This window comes from Kitasatospora sp. NBC_01539 (genome assembly GCF_045040525.1).
Classification (GTDB): domain Bacteria; phylum Actinomycetota; class Actinomycetes; order Streptomycetales; family Streptomycetaceae; genus Kitasatospora.
Genome location: NZ_CP109390.1, coordinates 504,744 through 519,955 on the forward strand (window position 1 = coordinate 504,744; position 15,212 = coordinate 519,955).

The window sequence follows — 15,212 nt, forward strand, 5'->3', positions numbered from 1 at the left end:
GTCCACCTGTCAGGTTTTCCCACGTCCAGAAGGAGCTCCGGTGCTGCTTGTCTGCAGGGCTGTCGACGAGGATGCGGTGCGCGAGCGGATACACGCCCGCGTGCCCACCCCGCACGGCACCACCATGTGCCGAATCGGTGACCAGCTGCTGGTGCACGTGCCGGGCGATCAGCCCGCACCGGCCGAAGCGCTCCACGAGGCCGGGCTGGTGCGGCGGACGGTGGCCGACCACTCGGACGCGCCGCTGACCGACCGGGAGGCCGCTCCGCTCGGATCCGTCGTCGGCCTCGGCGGGTCGGCGACGGTCGGCGGTGTCGACTTCGCCCTGATCGCGGGCCCCTGCGCGGTCGAGAGCCACGAGCAGATGTCCGCCTCGGTGGCGATGGCCAGGGCCGGCGGCGCCGTCGCGCTGCGCGGCGGCGCCTACAAGCCGCGGAGCTCTCCCTACAGCTTCCAGGGCCTGGGGGACGAGGGCCTGCGGATCATGGCCAAGATCAGGGCCGAGTCCGGCCTGCCCGTCGTGACCGAGGTCGTCGACGCGGAGACGGTCGACCTGGTCGCCGAGCACGCCGACGTGCTCCAGATCGGCACCCGCAACGCACAGAACTTCACCCTGCTCAGAGCCGTCGGCCGGGCCGGGCGGCCGGTCCTGCTCAAGCGCGGGTTCGGGTGCACCGTCGGCGAGTGGCTGCAGGCGGCCGAGTACGTGCTCGCCGCCGGCAACCCCGACGTCGTGCTGTGCGAGCGCGGGATCCGGAGCTTCGAGCCGGCGACCCGGTTCACGCTGGACCTCAGCGCGGTCGCCGTGGTCAAGCACAGAAGCCACCTGCCCGTCATCGTCGACCCCAGCCACGGCACCGGCCACCGCCACCTGGTCAAGCCGCTCGCGCTGGCCGCCGCGGCGGTCGGCGCCGACGGACTGCTCGTCGACATCCACCCCGACCCGCCGTCCGCACTGTGCGACGGCGATCAGGCCCTCGACCGGGACCGCTGGTTCGACCTCGCCGACACGCTGCGCGACGTCCTCACGAGCCTGGGCCGAAGGCTGGCGCCCGGTGAGCCCGAACCGGCCGGGCGGGCCCGATGACGCGGCGTCCGGACGTCGCCGTGATCGGCGGCGGGGTCATCGGCCTGGCGGTGGCGTGGCGCTGCGCCCGGCTCGGGCTCGACGTGCACGTCTACCACGAGGAGATCCCGGGGACGGCCTCCGCGGTCGCACCCGGCATGCTCGCGCCGGTGAGCGAGGCCGACTTCCCCGATCCGGCCCTGCTGGAGTTCGCCCACGAGGCCCGCCGCGGCTGGCCCGCGTTCGCCGCGGAGCTCACCGCCGCGAGCGGGATCGACCTCGGGTACGCGACCGACGGCCTGCTCCTGGTCGCCCACGGCGTCGAGGACCGCGCGCGGCTGGCCGCGATGTACGGCTTCCGCGACGGCTTCGACGTCCCGTGCACACCGCTGGACGCCGACGGACTACGGGCCCGGGAGCCGCTGCTCTCGGCCGGGAGCAGCGGCGGCGGTTTCGCCACCGAGGACCACCACGTCGACGCGCAGCGGGTCCGGCTGGCGTTGCGCGCCGCCGGGCAGGCGCTCGGGGTCCGCTACGTCGACCGACGGGTCCGGTCGCTCGACGAGGTCTCGGCCGGCTCGGTGCTCGTCACCGCCGGGGCGTGGTCGCCCTCGCTGTGCGACTTCCCGGTCACGCCGGTGCGGGGCCAGGTGGTGCTGCTGCGGGATCCGTCCGGCGGCCCCGGACTCCGGCACGGCATCCGGGGCGTGGTGCGGGGCGAGCCCGTCTACCTGGCGGGCCGGGACGGCCACGAGACGATCGTCGCCGCCACCCTGGACCACACGGGTTTCGACGTGCGGCCCTCGGCGCAGGCCACCGATGCTCTGCTGCGCAAGGCGGTCGCGCTGGTGCCGGCGCTGGCCGGCCACGAGGTGGCGGCGACCAGGGTGGGCCTGCGGCCCGACACCCCCGACCACCTGCCCGTCATGGGGCGCGTCCCGGGCCGCCCCGGTGCCTACGTCTGCACCGGGCACTACCGGCACGGCGTCCTGCTCGCGCCGGTCGCGGCGGATCTGATGACCGGGTTGCTGGTCACCGGTGACGACGGGATTCCGGCGGCATTCACCCCTCGACGATTCCGACCAGCGAAGGAAACCGCGTCGCGATGACAGCTCCACCCGTGCTCACCGCACCGCCGACGGGACGTCGGCCGGTGATGGGATGGCTGGACCCGGCGCGCCTGCTGCCCGTCGCCTGGCCGGTGTACATCGAGCTCATGTCGGGCGTCATCGCCGGCATCATCTCGGTCGTCTGGATCGCGCGGCTCGGGGGTCCCGCCCTGGCCACCGTGACCATGGCGAGCACCCTCGAGAACGTGCTCATGAGCGTCATCCTGGCGGTCAGCGGCGGCACGACGATCCTGCTGTCGCGCGCCGTCGGCGCGAGCGAACACGCGCGGCTGCGGCCGGTGTTGCGTGCCGCGTTCCGTCTCACCGCCGCCGTCACCGCGGTGATCTGTGTGGTACTTTTCGCGCTGCGGGAGCCGCTGGCGAGACTGGTGCTCGGCTCGGACGAGGCGGCGGCGGTCCGGCTGTCGGTCGACTACCTGACCGTCGCGGTACCGGGCATAGCGGTGTTCTACGGCCAGTACCTCCTGGACAGCACGTTCAAGGCCAACGGGGACACCCGCACGCCGATGCGCATGGCCGTCCTGTCGAACGTGATCCTCGTCGTCGCCGACCCGGTGCTCATCTACGGCTGGCTGGGCGCCCCGCGGCTCGGCGTCACCGGCTCGGCGCTGGCCCTGGTCGCGTCGCGGGCGGTCACGCTGGCGGTGACCTGGAGGCTCTACCGGCGGTCCCCGCTGCTGCGCGAGATGAGCGCCGCTCCGGAGGCGCCGGCCGCTCCCGGGCCGGGCCCGGTCCGGGAGATCCTGCGGGCCGGCCTGCCGCTGGGCGTGGACTTCCTGGTCCGGATGACCGCCGGCATGCTGATCGTCGGCGTGGTGGCCCGCTTCGGGACGGACGAGGTCGCCGCGTACGGCACCGTGACACGGACGCTCCTCTTCCTCACCATGGCGGCGTACGCGATGCGGCAGGCCGCGACCATCGTCGCGGCCCGGGCCAAGGGCGCCACGGACGACGTGCTGCTCGCGGCGAGCCGCTCGTCGTCGGTGCGGCTCGGCGTCGCCTGGTCCCTCCTCGGCGGCCTGGCGGTGCTGGCCTTCGGCGGCCTCGCGGTGGACGCGGTCACGAACGAGGCGGCGATCCGCACCGCGGCCCACGGCCAGATCCCCTGGCTCGCGGTCTACATCACCCTGTTGCTCTGCAACGTCACCCTGAGCGGCATCTTCCTGGGCGGCGGCCACGGCCGTGCGCTGGCCACCTCCACCACGGCCGGCGCAGCCCTGCAGCTCTGCCTGGCACCACTGCTCGCACTCACGCCGCTGGGGCTGACGGGGGCATGGATCGCCATGATCGTCAACGCCGGGACGCAGACGACGGTCCTCCTCGTGCTGTCGGCCCGTCAGATTCTCAAAGCCAAGGAGGTTACGGCATGAACCCGCCCGTGACGCTCGGAATCGCCTCCCTCGCCCACGTGCTGGGCGAGCCCTGCGACGTCGCCGAGACGGCCGGCTCCTACGTCGACGACCCCGACCGGGTGATCCGCTGGGGGTACCGCACCTACCACCGGGCCGCCCCGGGCGTCGGCCAGACCCGCATGGCCGCGGACGCCGCCCGCCGGGCGCTCGACTCCGCCGGTCTCACGGCGTCCGACGTCGACTACCTGGTGGTGGCCGACAGCGGAGTGCCGGAGTACCTCAACTGGGACGCCTCCGCCGCCGTCGCCCGCGAGCTCGGCCTGGGGACGACGCCGACCCTGCTCGCCACCCAGGGCTGCGCGTCCGCGGTGACCGCGCTCCAGCAGATCGCCGGGCTGATGGCCGTCCGGGACGACATCCGGCGTGTCCTGCTGGTCGCGGTGCACCGGGTCAGCGAGGCGCACATCAACCGGATGCGCAACAACACGTGCCTCGGCAGCGACGGCGCCGCCGCCGCGGTGGTCGAGCGAGGGCACGGCCGGCTGCAGTGGCTGGCGACCGATCAGATCGTCGACCCGCGCTACGTGGACTTCTTCCGCGTCGAGTACGGCGGCAGCGCGGCGCCCACCGGCGGGAACCTCGACGTGGACCAACTGGCCCTCGTCCACCAGCACTTCCGCCGCGAACCCGAGCAGCTCGCCCAGTTCGTCAAGGACGTCGACCACCAGGTGACCGCCGTCGTGGAGCGCGCCTGCAAGCGGGCCGGCGTGTCGATGTCGGAGATCCGGCGCCTGATCTACCTGAACGACAACCAGCACTCGCTGGCCGGCGTCGCCAGGGCGACCGGCATCCCGCTGGAGCGGACGAACGCGGCGCTCGCCGCCGAGCTGAGCCACGTCGGCTGCGCCGACCAGCTGCTCTGCCTGAGCGTCTACGACGAGCGGGACGAACTCGCCCCCGGTGACCTCGTGGCGCTCGCCGGCCTGTCCGGGGGCATGCAGTGGTTCTGCAGCCTCGTACGGGTCTGAGACGGTGACGGACATGACCGACGACACTGTCTTCGACCGCACCGACGACCTGCCGTTCGACGGCGACCGCAGCGCGGCGCTGCGGTTGCCGAACGGGATCCCGCCCGGCCGGACCGTCCCGGCCGTCGTGATGCTGCACCCGTTCGGCGCCTGGGACCGCGACGCCTTCCTGCCCGCCGAGGCCTCCGGGACCGGCCCGGTCCGGCTGTTCGACGACCTGGGTGGCGCCCTGGTCCGGGCCGGACTCGCCGCGGCCGCGTTCGACACCCGCTTCCTGACCGAGGACCGCCGCGACGGCGCCGGCTCACCCCGCTTCACCTTCACCGGCCTCGTCGACGACGCCGTCCGGGTGGTCGAACGGGTACGGGCCCACCCCGACGTGGACGACGGCCGCGTGCTGCTGCTGGGCGTCTCGATGGGCGCCGAGGTGGCGGTGGCCGCGGCCGAGCGCCTCGGCGGCGAGAGCCACCTGGCGGTCGTCGCCCCGAGCGCCGAGGCCCGCCCGGTGTTCCAGCGGTGGATGGGCCTGGACCGGCGCCTGGAATGGCTGGTCGCCGCCGGATTCGCCGGCGCGGACGGCACCGTCGACCTCGCCGCGGCGCAGGCCGACGCCACCGGGCGCAGCGGGTGGTGGGAGGACTTCGACCTGGTCGACCGCTTCGGGTCGAAAGCCGATCTCGAACTGCTCCGCGCCGAGCTCGCGTTCGCGTACGACACCTGGGAGGAGCGGGCGCTGGGGCACGGCGAGGAGTCCGCTCCGGCCTCGTTCTGGCGTGACTGGTTCGCGCAGCCCGCTCCGTACCGCCGGCTGGCCGGGATCTCCGGCCGGATGACGATCCACGTGGGTGCCGAGGACTGGACGACGCCGCCCCGGCACGCCCACCTCCTGCACCACGCGGCGCTCGCGCACGGCGTCCGTTCGCAGCTGACGGTCCATCCGCGGCTCGGGCACCTGATGTCGCCCCGCGCGGCCGACGGCCGGCGCACCTACGGGCCGTTCGACCCGGACTTCCTGCAAGCCCTCGTCGCATCGGTCGACGCGGTGCTCCGCCCCGGCCCCTCCCTCTGAAGCAGCCATCCCGACGAAAGGCCTCCCGATGGAGAAGCTCACGCTCGACGCACTGATCGAGCTGCTCAACGAGTGCAACGACTTCGAGGACCCGGTCGAGCCGACGCCGGACGTGCTCGACGTCGCGTTCGACGCGCTCGGGTACGACTCGCTGACGCTGCTCAACGCGGTCTCCCAGCTGGAGCGCCGGTACGGCATCGAGCTCCCCGCGTCGGTCACCTCCGACGCGAAGACGCCGCGCGAGCTCCTCGCGCTCGTCGACGCCCTCCTCGCCTAGCGACGACTCAAGAACGGAGAACACACGACGTGTGCGGAATTACCGGTTGGTTCGACCGTGACCGCGGGCTCGAACGCGATCACGAGCTCGTGCGGCTGATGACCCGGACCATGGACTGCCGCGGACCGGACGAGGAGGGCATGTGGATCTCCGGTCCGATCGCGCTGGGGCACCGGCGGCTGTCGATCATCGACCTCGAAGGCGGCAAGCAGCCGATGGTCGCCGACCACGACGGCGATCGCACGCTCGCGGCCCTCACCTTCTGCGGCGAGGTCTACAACTACCGTGAGCTCCGCACGGAGCTGATCGGGCACGGCCACGCGTTCCGGACGAACAGCGACACCGAGGTCGTCCTGCGGGCCTACCTGCAGTGGGGCACGGACTTCGCCCGCCGCCTCAACGGCATGTTCGCGATCGGCATCTGGGACGCGGTGCGCCAGGAGCTCGTTCTCGTCCGCGACCGGATGGGCGTGAAGCCGCTCTTCTACTACCCGACGCCGGGCGGGGTCCTGTTCGGTTCGGAGCCGAAGGCGATCCTGGCGAACCCGCAGGCCCGCCGGACCGTCGACCGGGCGGGCCTGTGCGAGGCGCTGGACATGGTGAAGACGCCCGGGGCCGCGGTGTTCGGCGGCATGCACGAGGTCGTTCCGGGCGAGATCGTCCGGGTCGACGCGACGGGCATCACGAAGTCCCGGTACTGGACGCTGGAGGCGGCCCCGCACACCGACACCCGCGAGCAGACCGTCGGACACGTCCGGGACCTGCTGGAGGACATCGTCGCCCGGCAGCTGATCTCGGACGTGCCGGTGTGCACGCTGCTCTCCGGCGGCCTGGACTCCTCGACGATCACGGCGATCGCCGCGGGGGTGCTGGAGCGCGAGGGCCGCGGCCGCGTGAACTCGTTCTCGGTGGACTTCAAGGGCGCGCCCGACAGCTTCCAGCCCGACGCGGTGCGGGGCGCCCCCGACGCGCCGTTCGTCCGGGACCTGGCCGCGCACGTCGGCACCGTCCACCAGGAGATCCTGCTGGACAGCAGCGAGCTGTCGGAGCCGGCGGTCCGGGCGGCGGTGCTCCGGGCGACCGACGTGCCGCCGGCGTTCTGGGGCGACATGTGGCCCTCGCTCTACCTCCTGTTCCAGGCGGTCCGGCGGCACTCGACGGTGGCGCTCTCGGGCGAGTCCGCCGACGAGCTGTTCGGCGGCTACCTCTGGTTCCACCGGCCGGAGGCGATCGACGCGACCACGTTCCCGTGGCTCACCTCCGGGTCGGCCCGGTACTTCGGCGGTACGTCGCTGCTCGACGGCGGCCTGCGGGAGAAGCTCGACATAGCCGGCTACCGGGCCGACCGGTACGCCGACGCCGTGGCCGAGGTGCCCGTGCTGGCCGGGGAGAGCGATGTCGACCGGCGGATGCGCAAGGTGTCGTACCTCAACCTGACGCGGTTCGTGCAGACCCTCCTCGACCGCAAGGACCGCATGAGCATGGCGGTCGGCCTGGAGGTCCGTGTGCCGTTCTGCGACCACCGGCTGGTCGAGTACGTGTTCAACACGCCGTGGGAGATGAAGACGTTCGACGGCCAGGAGAAGAGCCTGCTGCGCGCGGCGGCCCGTGACCTGCTGCCGGCGTCGATCCTGGAGCGGAAGAAGACCCCGTACCCGGCGACCCAGGACCCGGGCTACGAGGCCGCGCTGCGGGCCGAGATGGCCGGGGTGCTCGCCGACCCGAACGCGCCGGTGCACCCGCTCCTGGACCGGGCCAGGGTGGACAAGGTCCTGGACCGGTCGCTGAGCGCGACGAGCCTCCCGTACAGCCGCGGCGGCCTGGAGATGGCGCTCTGGCTCAACCGCTGGCTGTCGGCGTACGACGTGACCCTCGACATCTGACGGAGGACGGCAAGACGATGGACTTCAGTCTGTTCTACTTCGCCAACGAGCAGGAGGCGGAGGCCGGTTCGACGGACCGGTACGGCCTGCTGCTCGAAGGGGCGAAGTTCGCCGACACCCACGGCTTCACTGCGGTGTGGACACCGGAACGGCACTTCCACGAGTTCGGCGGCATCTACCCGAACCCGTCCGTGCTGGGGGCGGCCGTCGCGGCCGTCACCGAGCGGGTCGGCATCCGCGCGGGGAGCGTGGTGGCACCGCTGCACCACCCGGTGCGCATCGCCGAGGAGTGGGCGGTGGTCGACAACCTCTCCCGCGGACGGGTCGGCGTGTCGTTCGCCTCCGGATGGCATCCGCAGGACTTCGCGCTGCGTCCGGAGAACTTCGCGGACCGCAAGGCGAAGCTGGAAACCACCGTCGAGGAGGTGCGCGAACTGTGGCGCGGCGGCTCGCTGTCCGTCCTCGACGGCGAGGGCGAGCCGCAGCTCGTGCGGTCCTACCCGCGTCCCGTGCAGGCCGAACTCCCGGTCTGGATCACGAGTTCGGGCGGCCCCGAGACGTTCCGGGCGGCGGGCCGCGCGCGGGCCGGACTGCTGACCCACCTCGTCGGGCAGGACCTGGAGGAGCTGTCCCGCAAGGTCGCGCTCTACCGTGAGGAGTACGCGGCCCGGTCCGGTTCGGACGAGGACCGCGGGCACGTCGTCCTCATGCTCCACGCGTACCTGCACGAGGACGAGGACGTCGCCAGGGAGACCGTCCGGGCACCGTTGTGCGCCTACCTCCGCAGCTTCGCCGGCCTCACCATGAGCTCCAGCCCGAAGGGCCGGCGGGTGGACCCCGCGGCGCTCAGCCCCCGGCATCTCGATGCCATGGTCGAGCGCTCCTTCGAGCGGTACTTCGACGAGGGCGGTCTGCTCGGCACCGTCGACAAGGCCGTCGACGTCGTCGAGCGGGTCCGGAAGGCCGACGTCGACGAGATCGCCTGCCTCATCGACTTCGGGGTCGACCGGGACAGGGTCGTGGCGGGTTTCGACCTCCTCGGCTCGCTGCGGGCGGCCACCTCGGAAGAGGGCCGATGACCCGCACCGACAGCGCGGACCGCGTGCGGCTGCCGGAGAACCCGCCCGGTGAGTTCCGGCACGCGGCCGGCCGGTTTCCCACCGGGGTGACCGTGCTGACCTGCACGCGGGACGAGGAGCCGCACGGCATGACGGTGAACGCGTTCACCACCGTGTCGCTCGACCCGCTGCTGGTCCTGGCGGTACTCCGGACCGGTTCCCCGACGACCGGCCGGGTGCTGTCCGGCGACGGGTTCGCGGTGACCGTGCTGAGCTCCCTCCAGGAGCGGACGGCACGGTCGTTCGCGGACCCGTCCCGGGCCCGGGGCCGCGCCGCGTTCTCCGGCGTCGCCCACGCGCCCGCCCGGCGTACCGGCTCGCCGGTGCTGCTCGGCGGGATCGCCTACTTCGACTGTGTCGTCGAATCCACCCACCCGGCCGGCGACCACACCATCCTCGTCGGTGCCGTACAGGCGTTCGGCCTGCTGTCGGAGGAGCCTGCCCTGCTGTTCAGCCGCAGCCGCCTCGGCGCGGAACCGGACCACCGGCGGCCATGAGGAGTTCGGAGCAGCCGTGCACGGATGGGACCTCGGATGGCTGACGCTCGCCGCCACGGGAGCGGGTGCCGTCAACGCGGTGGTCGGCTCGGGTTCGCTGATCACGTTCCCCGCGCTGATCGCGATGGGCTACCCGCCCATCCTGGCGACCGTGTCCAACAACGTCGGGCTCGTACCGGGAATGGGCGGTGCGGTCTACGGCTACCGCCGGGAGCTCACCGGACAGGGCCCGCTCCTCCGGCGGCTCGCAGCGGCCGCCGGCACCGGCGCGCTGATCGGCAGCCTCCTGCTGCTCCGCCTGCCGTCCGCCTGGTTCCGGGCGGTCGTGCCCGTGCTGATCGGCACGGCCTGCGTGCTGGTGCTCGTCCAGCCGCTCCTGGCCCGCCGGCCCTCCGCCGGCCACCGGCGCGGCGGTGCGTGGCTGCGGTCCGGCGTGTTCGCCACCGGCATCTACGGCGGCTACTTCGGCGCCGCGCAGGGCGTCGTCCTCATCGGGCTGCTCGGCGCACTGACGACCGAGCACCTGCAGCGCCTGAACGCCGTGAAGAACGCCCTGGCGCTGACGGTGAACCTGGTGGCCGCGATCGTCTTCGCCGTCTTCACCACCGTCGACTGGCGCGTCGCCGCGCTCATAGCGGCCGGGTCGACGGTCGGGGGCCTGCTCGGCTCCCGGTACGGCCGGCTGCTGCCGCCGACGGCCCTGCGGTGCGCGATCGCCGCGATCGGACTGCTCGCCGTGGCCGACCTGATCCTCGGGTCCCGGTGAACGACAGGGGCCGGCCGGCAGCCCGGGCGGGCCGGCGGCGGACGGCGGGCCGCCCGGGCGGGTGGTTCCGGCGCCCCGGGGCAGGAGAGAGGTGAGGCCGGTCCGACGAGAGCAGGAGAGGCGGTCCCATGACCCCGACGACCGGGAGCGCGCCGTCCGAGGACGGTGCGTGGTGGAGGTCCGCCGTCGTGTACCAGGTCTATCCCCGCAGCTTCGCCGACTCCGACGGCGACGGGATCGGCGACCTGGACGGCATCACGGGCCGGCTCGACCACCTGGCGGAGCTGGGTGTCGACGTGCTGTGGCTCTCGCCGGTCTACCCGTCTCCGCAGGCCGACAACGGGTACGACATCAGCGACTACCAGGACATCGACCCGCTCTTCGGCGACCTGGCGGCCTTCGACCGGCTGCTGGCCGCCGTGCACGGGCGCGGCATGCGGCTGGTGATGGACCTCGTGGTGAACCACACCTCGGACCGGCACCCGTGGTTCCAGGAGTCCCGCGACCCGGCGAGCCCCAAGCGCTCGTGGTACCTGTGGCGGCCGCCGCGCGGGGAGGCCGGGGCGGCCGGCGCCGAGCCGAACAACTGGGGCTCGTTCTTCTCCGGCCCGGCCTGGACGTACGACGAGCCCGGCGGCGAGTACTACCTCCACCTGTTCTCCTCCCGGCAGCCGGACCTCAACTGGGAGGAGCCGGCCGTGCGGCACGCCGTGTACGCGATGATGCGCTGGTGGCTTGAGCGCGGGGTGGACGGCTTCCGGATGGACGTCGTCAACCTGATCTCCAAGGACCCGGCCCTGCCGGACGGCCCGCTGCGCGGCGACGGACTGCAGGGCGACGGCTCGCCGTCCTACGTCTGCGGGCCGCGCGTGCACGACCACCTGCAGGAGATGCACCGCGAGGTGTTCGCGCAGCGTCCGGACCGGCTGCTGACCGTGGGCGAGATGCCGGGGGTGACGGTCGAGCAGGCGCGGCTGTTCACCGATCCGGCGCGGGCCGAGGTCGACATGGTCTTCCAGTTCGAGCACGTGAGCCTGGACCACGGCCCCGGCGGCAAGTTCGACCCGCGCCCGCTGCGCCTGACGGACCTGAAGGCGTCCCTGGCCCGCTGGCAGGAGGGTCTCGCCGCCACCGGCTGGAACAGCCTCTACTGGAACAACCACGACCAGCCCCGGATCGTCTCCCGGTTCGGCGACGACGGCCCCCTCCACCGGGTCCGGTCGGCCACCATGCTCGCCACCGTCCTGCACCTGCACCGCGGCACGCCCTTCGTCTACCAGGGCGAGGAACTGGGGATGGCCAACGCCCCGTTCGCCTCGATCGGGGACTTCCGGGACATCGAGTCGCTCAACCACCACGCGCAGGCGCTGGCGGCGGGCGAGGACCCGGAGCAGGTGCTGCGCGGCCTGCGGGCGATGGGCCGGGACAACGCCCGGACCCCGATGCAGTGGGACGCCTCGCCGGGCGCCGGGTTCAGCACCGGGACCCCGTGGATCGCGGTCAACCCCGACCACACCACCGTCAACGCCGCCGCCGCCCGGCGCGACCCGGCGTCGGTCTACCACCACTACCGGCGGCTGATCGCCCTGCGCCACAGCGAACCGGCGGTCGTGCACGGGGACTTCACGATGCTGCTGCCGGAGGACGAGCGGGTCTACGCGTTCACCCGCAGCCACCGGGACACGACGCTGCTGGTCATCGGGAACTTCACCGGCGCGAGCGTCCGGCTCGACCTGCCGCCGCAGTGGCGGGAGGCCGAACGGATCCTGGGGAACGTACCCGGCACCGGCCCGGCGGAACCGGGGACCGCGACCGTCCTCGCGCCCTGGGAGGCGCGCGTGCACCGCCGCACCGAAGGGAGCGCCGCCCGATGCGACTGACCGCCACCGCCGACCTGTGGTGGAAGAACGCGGTGGTGTACTGCGTGGACGTCGAGACCTACCAGGACGGCGACGGGGACGGGGTCGGCGACTTCACCGGTCTCACCGGGCGGCTCGACCACCTGGTGCGGCTCGGTGTGACCTGTCTGTGGCTGATGCCGTTCCAGCCGACCCGCGGACGCGACGACGGCTACGACATCACCGACTACTACGCCGTCGACCCCCGGCTCGGCACCTTCGGGGAGTTCACCGAGTTCGTCCGCGCGGCCCGCGACCGCGGGCTCCGGGTCATCGCCGACCTGGTGGTCAACCACACCTCCGACCACCACCCGTGGTTCCTGGACGCCTGCTCCGGCCGGGACGCCGCCCGCCGCGACTGGTACGTGTGGAGCGACAGCCCGCCGGCGGACGGCCCGCAGGGCCTCACCTTCCCCGACGCGGAGAAGAGCCTGTGGCACTACCACGGGGCCACCGGCCAGTACTACTTCCACCGCTTCTACCGGGAGCAGCCCGACCTCAACATCACCAACCCCGAGGTGCGCGACGAGATAGCGCGGATCATGGGCTTCTGGATGCAGCTGGGCCTGTCCGGATTCAGGGTCGACGCGGTGCCGTTCCTCCTGGAGACCACCGGACAGGTCGACGCCGTGAACCTCCCGGACCCGCACGGCTTCCTGGCCGGTCTGCGGGCCTTCGCCGGCCGCCGCAACGGCGAGGCGATGCTGCTGGGCGAGGTCAACCTGCCGTACGAGGAGACGCGCGCGTTCTTCGGCGACCCCGTCTCCGGCGGCGAGCTGACGATGTGCTTCGACTTCATCGGCATGCAGCAGATGTACCTGTCGATGGCGAGGCGGGAGGCCGCCCCACTGGCCCGGTCACTGCGGGAGCGGCCGCCGCCGCCCCGGGACGGGCAGTGGGCGACGTTCGTCCGCAACCACGACGAACTCACCCTCGACAAGCTCTCGGAGCCGGAACGCGCCGAGGTCTTCGCGGCGTTCGGCCCGGAGCCGGACCTGCAGCTGTACGGACGGGGCCTGCGCCGCCGGCTCCCTGCCATGGTCGACGGCGACCGGCGCCGGATCGAACTCGCCTACAGCCTGCTGTTCACCCTGCCGGGCACGCCCGTGCTCTTCTACGGGGAGGAGATCGGCATGGCCGAGAACCCCGACGCCGAGGGCCGGCTCGCCGTGCGCACACCCATGCAGTGGACCCCGGAACCGACGGCCGGCTTCTCCGTGGCCGACCCGGCCCGCTACCCCCGGCCGCTGACCCGGGGCAGGTTCGGTCCCGAGCACGTCAACGTGCGCGACCAGGCACACGACCCCGGCTCGCTGCTGGCCCGGATGCGCTCCTTCGTCCAGGGGTACCGCGAGGCCCCGGAACTGGCGTGGGGCCGCTGCGAGGTGCTCGACTCGGGCGACCCCGCCGTCCTCGCCCACCTCAGCTCCACCCCGGACGGCGCGGTCCTGGCGCTGCACAACTTCGCCGACCGGCAGGTCACGGCCACACCGAAGGGCCTCCCGGCGGGCCTCCTGACCGACGTGCTGACGGGAGCCGCGGCCGGGTCCACCGACGGACCGGGCACCGCGCTCGCGCCGTACGGCTACCGCTGGCTGCGGATCGAACGGGCCTGACCGGGTCCCGTTCCCCGCCACGCCCGCCGCCGGCGCTCCCGTGGCCCGCCGCCCCTCGCAGGAGTCCGGCCGCGCGGGCCGGCGGCAGGGGTTGCCCGCGCGCACGATCGGTGCGGCCACCGCCGCCCGGGACGAAACGCGCTCGGCGCTCGGACATGCCGTTGTCGTCGAGCACCGCACCCACGGCGGCGCCACCGGCTGCCACCCGCGCTCCGAGGACCGGGCGGCCTTCACACCCCCGCGGGCCCGGGCGGCGAGTCAGCGCCGCCGGTGGCGACCGGTGCCTCGCCGTAGCAGCGGCACCGGCGTGTCGGCTTGTGGGAAGAGCGGCGGCCCGCCGCCGGCAGTGATCATCTGGTAGGCCACGGCGTAGGTGTCCGCGACCGCGACCGGCTGCCACTCCTGGCCGTCCCACTCGACGACAAGACGTGGCACGTCCTTGAACAGCGGGTGTCCGCCGGGCCGGGGCTCGCCGTCGAGGACGAACGCGTCCCGGGTGCCGACCGGAGGCTTCAGGCCGACGCGGTCGGCGTACCAGTCGGGCAGCGGTTCATCGCCGGGGACGGGCACGTCGCGGATCCTCTCGCCGACGGAGCAGTGGCGGCCTGAGCCGAGGTTAGCCGCCCACGGCCACGACGGCCCGCTGTTGTGCGAGATACACGGGTCGGCCGGCTGCGGGGATGTCCGGCCGGCCGAGGTGGGCGAGCAGGACCGACCGGGCCCGGGTGACGAGATCCTCGACCGCGTACGAGCTGAGGTCGGGCGGCAGCGCAGCGCGCACCGCCGGGTCCTCGACGGCCTGGTCGAGGAGCTGCTGGAGAAGCCAGTGCCGGGTGAGGAGCTGCACGCCGAAGGTGACGTGCAGGGAGTGCTCCGCGGTGGTGTGCCCGAAGTGGACCCAGCCGCGGGGGATGAAGAGCACCTGGCCGGCCCGCAGCACGACCGACTCGGCCCGGTCATGGACCCGGTCGAGCTGCTCCGTGGTGAAGCCGACCGCGGTCCAGCGGTGCCGGCTGAGCGGATCGGTGACGATCGGCGGGTGCAGGCGCCACGTCTTGGCGCCCTCGGCCTGGGCGAGGAAGACGTGATGGGTGTCCCAGTGCGGCCCGTACCCGGTGGATTGCGGCGGGGTGAGGTAGACGTTCGCCGTGACGGGGTGGCCGAGCTCTGCGGCGAGGCGCCGCACGGCGTCGCGCAGCGGCGGCCACGACAGGTGCAGGCCGTTGAGGACCAGGGTGTGTGTCGGATGATCGGCGTCCGGTGGCAGCGGCGAAGGAGCGCCGCGGTGGACCATGCCGAGCTCGATGGGACACAGCGCCGGGTCGGCGACGACCTGCCGCGCGGCGTCGCGGTCGAAGAGGACAGCGAGCCGGTCGCGGTCGACGTCGTGGACGGTCGGCCGCTCGGGCCATGAGGCGAGGAACGACTTCGGGTCGTCGACCAGCGTGGCGAGGACGGACATGCGGGCTCCAGCGGGGTGAGACAGGAAAGCGACGGGGCGGGGGCCGGGAC

14 protein-coding genes are annotated in these 15,212 nt (G+C 73.2%); 12 read left to right on the top strand and 2 right to left on the bottom strand.

Annotated elements, in window-relative coordinates; genetic code table 11:
* Positions 1 to 100 precede the first annotated feature (100 nt).
* The 12 genes from aroF (at position 101) to OG335_RS02130 (ending at position 13,700) form a co-directional block, all read left to right on the top strand.
* Positions 101 to 1,087 carry a 3-deoxy-7-phosphoheptulonate synthase gene (gene aroF / locus OG335_RS02075; protein WP_405009220.1) on the top strand — a complete coding sequence of 329 codons (987 nt, stop codon included), beginning with the start codon at positions 101 to 103 and terminating at the stop codon, positions 1,085 to 1,087.
* Entirely contained in the window at positions 1,084 to 2,175 is a 1,092-nt protein-coding gene (thiO, locus tag OG335_RS02080) for a glycine oxidase ThiO (protein ID WP_405009221.1), read from the top strand. The genes aroF and thiO overlap by 4 nt, the downstream gene beginning before the upstream one ends.
* Positions 2,172 to 3,566 carry an MATE family efflux transporter gene (locus OG335_RS02085; protein ID WP_405009222.1) on the top strand — a complete coding sequence of 465 codons (1,395 nt, stop codon included), beginning with the start codon at positions 2,172 to 2,174 and terminating at the stop codon, positions 3,564 to 3,566. The genes thiO and OG335_RS02085 overlap by 4 nt, the downstream gene beginning before the upstream one ends.
* Complete coding sequence (locus OG335_RS02090; RefSeq protein WP_405009223.1) at positions 3,563 to 4,576, top strand: 3-oxoacyl-ACP synthase III family protein; 1,014 nt, start codon at positions 3,563 to 3,565, stop codon at positions 4,574 to 4,576. The genes OG335_RS02085 and OG335_RS02090 overlap by 4 nt, the downstream gene beginning before the upstream one ends.
* Positions 4,577 to 4,589: 13 nt before the next feature.
* The gene (locus OG335_RS02095) at positions 4,590 to 5,645 is read left to right on the top strand and encodes a hypothetical protein (RefSeq protein WP_405009224.1); all 1,056 of its coding nucleotides are present in this window, start codon (positions 4,590 to 4,592) and stop codon (positions 5,643 to 5,645) included.
* A gap of 28 nt (positions 5,646 to 5,673) precedes the next feature.
* Complete coding sequence (locus OG335_RS02100; RefSeq protein ID WP_405009225.1) at positions 5,674 to 5,922, top strand: acyl carrier protein; 249 nt, start codon at positions 5,674 to 5,676, stop codon at positions 5,920 to 5,922.
* Between the two features lie 29 nt (positions 5,923 to 5,951).
* The gene (gene asnB / locus OG335_RS02105) at positions 5,952 to 7,805 is read left to right on the top strand and encodes an asparagine synthase (glutamine-hydrolyzing) (RefSeq protein ID WP_405009226.1); all 1,854 of its coding nucleotides are present in this window, start codon (positions 5,952 to 5,954) and stop codon (positions 7,803 to 7,805) included.
* Between the two features lie 17 nt (positions 7,806 to 7,822).
* Positions 7,823 to 8,884, top strand: a complete 1,062-nt coding sequence (locus OG335_RS02110) for a MupA/Atu3671 family FMN-dependent luciferase-like monooxygenase (protein WP_405009227.1) — start codon at positions 7,823 to 7,825, stop codon at positions 8,882 to 8,884.
* Complete coding sequence (locus tag OG335_RS02115) at positions 8,881 to 9,420, top strand: flavin reductase family protein (protein ID WP_405009228.1); 540 nt, start codon at positions 8,881 to 8,883, stop codon at positions 9,418 to 9,420. Before OG335_RS02110 ends, OG335_RS02115 begins: the two co-directional genes overlap by 4 nt.
* A gap of 16 nt (positions 9,421 to 9,436) precedes the next feature.
* Positions 9,437 to 10,186 (top strand): sulfite exporter TauE/SafE family protein, encoded by a 750-nt coding sequence (locus OG335_RS02120; RefSeq protein WP_405009229.1) that lies wholly within the window; start codon positions 9,437 to 9,439, stop codon positions 10,184 to 10,186.
* 128 nt (positions 10,187 to 10,314) lie between these two features.
* Positions 10,315 to 12,066 (top strand): alpha-glucosidase, encoded by a 1,752-nt coding sequence (locus OG335_RS02125; RefSeq protein WP_405009230.1) that lies wholly within the window; start codon positions 10,315 to 10,317, stop codon positions 12,064 to 12,066.
* Positions 12,057 to 13,700 carry an alpha-amylase family protein gene (locus OG335_RS02130; protein WP_405009231.1) on the top strand — a complete coding sequence of 548 codons (1,644 nt, stop codon included), beginning with the start codon at positions 12,057 to 12,059 and terminating at the stop codon, positions 13,698 to 13,700. The genes OG335_RS02125 and OG335_RS02130 overlap by 10 nt, the downstream gene beginning before the upstream one ends.
* 258 nt (positions 13,701 to 13,958) lie before the next feature.
* Here the strand turns inward: OG335_RS02130 and OG335_RS02135 are convergent, their stop codons facing one another.
* Together OG335_RS02135 and OG335_RS02140 are read right to left on the bottom strand one after the other, a co-directional pair.
* Positions 13,959 to 14,270: a DUF6087 family protein gene (locus OG335_RS02135; protein WP_405009232.1), complete on the bottom strand. Its 312-nt coding sequence runs from the start codon at positions 14,268 to 14,270 to the stop codon at positions 13,959 to 13,961.
* Between the two features lie 46 nt (positions 14,271 to 14,316).
* On the bottom strand, positions 14,317 to 15,162 hold the full coding sequence (locus OG335_RS02140; RefSeq protein ID WP_405009233.1) for a JmjC domain-containing protein: 846 nt from the start codon (positions 15,160 to 15,162) through the stop codon (positions 14,317 to 14,319).
* Positions 15,163 to 15,212 lie beyond the last annotated feature (50 nt).

Bases quoted from the DNA above. Each gene is read 5' to 3' on its own strand.
- OG335_RS02125 (WP_405009230.1), top strand. From the start codon at position 10,315: ATGACCCCGACGACCGGGAGCGCGCCGTCCGAGGACGGTGCGTGGTGG.
- OG335_RS02110 (WP_405009227.1), top strand. From the start codon at position 7,823: ATGGACTTCAGTCTGTTCTACTTCGCCAACGAGCAGGAGGCGGAGGCC.
- OG335_RS02090 (WP_405009223.1), top strand. From the start codon at position 3,563: ATGAACCCGCCCGTGACGCTCGGAATCGCCTCCCTCGCCCACGTGCTG.
- OG335_RS02130 (WP_405009231.1), top strand. From the start codon at position 12,057: ATGCGACTGACCGCCACCGCCGACCTGTGGTGGAAGAACGCGGTGGTG.
- OG335_RS02085 (WP_405009222.1), top strand. From the start codon at position 2,172: ATGACAGCTCCACCCGTGCTCACCGCACCGCCGACGGGACGTCGGCCG.
- OG335_RS02140 (WP_405009233.1), bottom strand. From the start codon at position 15,162: ATGTCCGTCCTCGCCACGCTGGTCGACGACCCGAAGTCGTTCCTCGCC.
- OG335_RS02100 (WP_405009225.1), top strand. From the start codon at position 5,674: ATGGAGAAGCTCACGCTCGACGCACTGATCGAGCTGCTCAACGAGTGC.
- thiO (WP_405009221.1), top strand. From the start codon at position 1,084: ATGACGCGGCGTCCGGACGTCGCCGTGATCGGCGGCGGGGTCATCGGC.
- OG335_RS02115 (WP_405009228.1), top strand. From the start codon at position 8,881: ATGACCCGCACCGACAGCGCGGACCGCGTGCGGCTGCCGGAGAACCCG.
- OG335_RS02095 (WP_405009224.1), top strand. From the start codon at position 4,590: ATGACCGACGACACTGTCTTCGACCGCACCGACGACCTGCCGTTCGAC.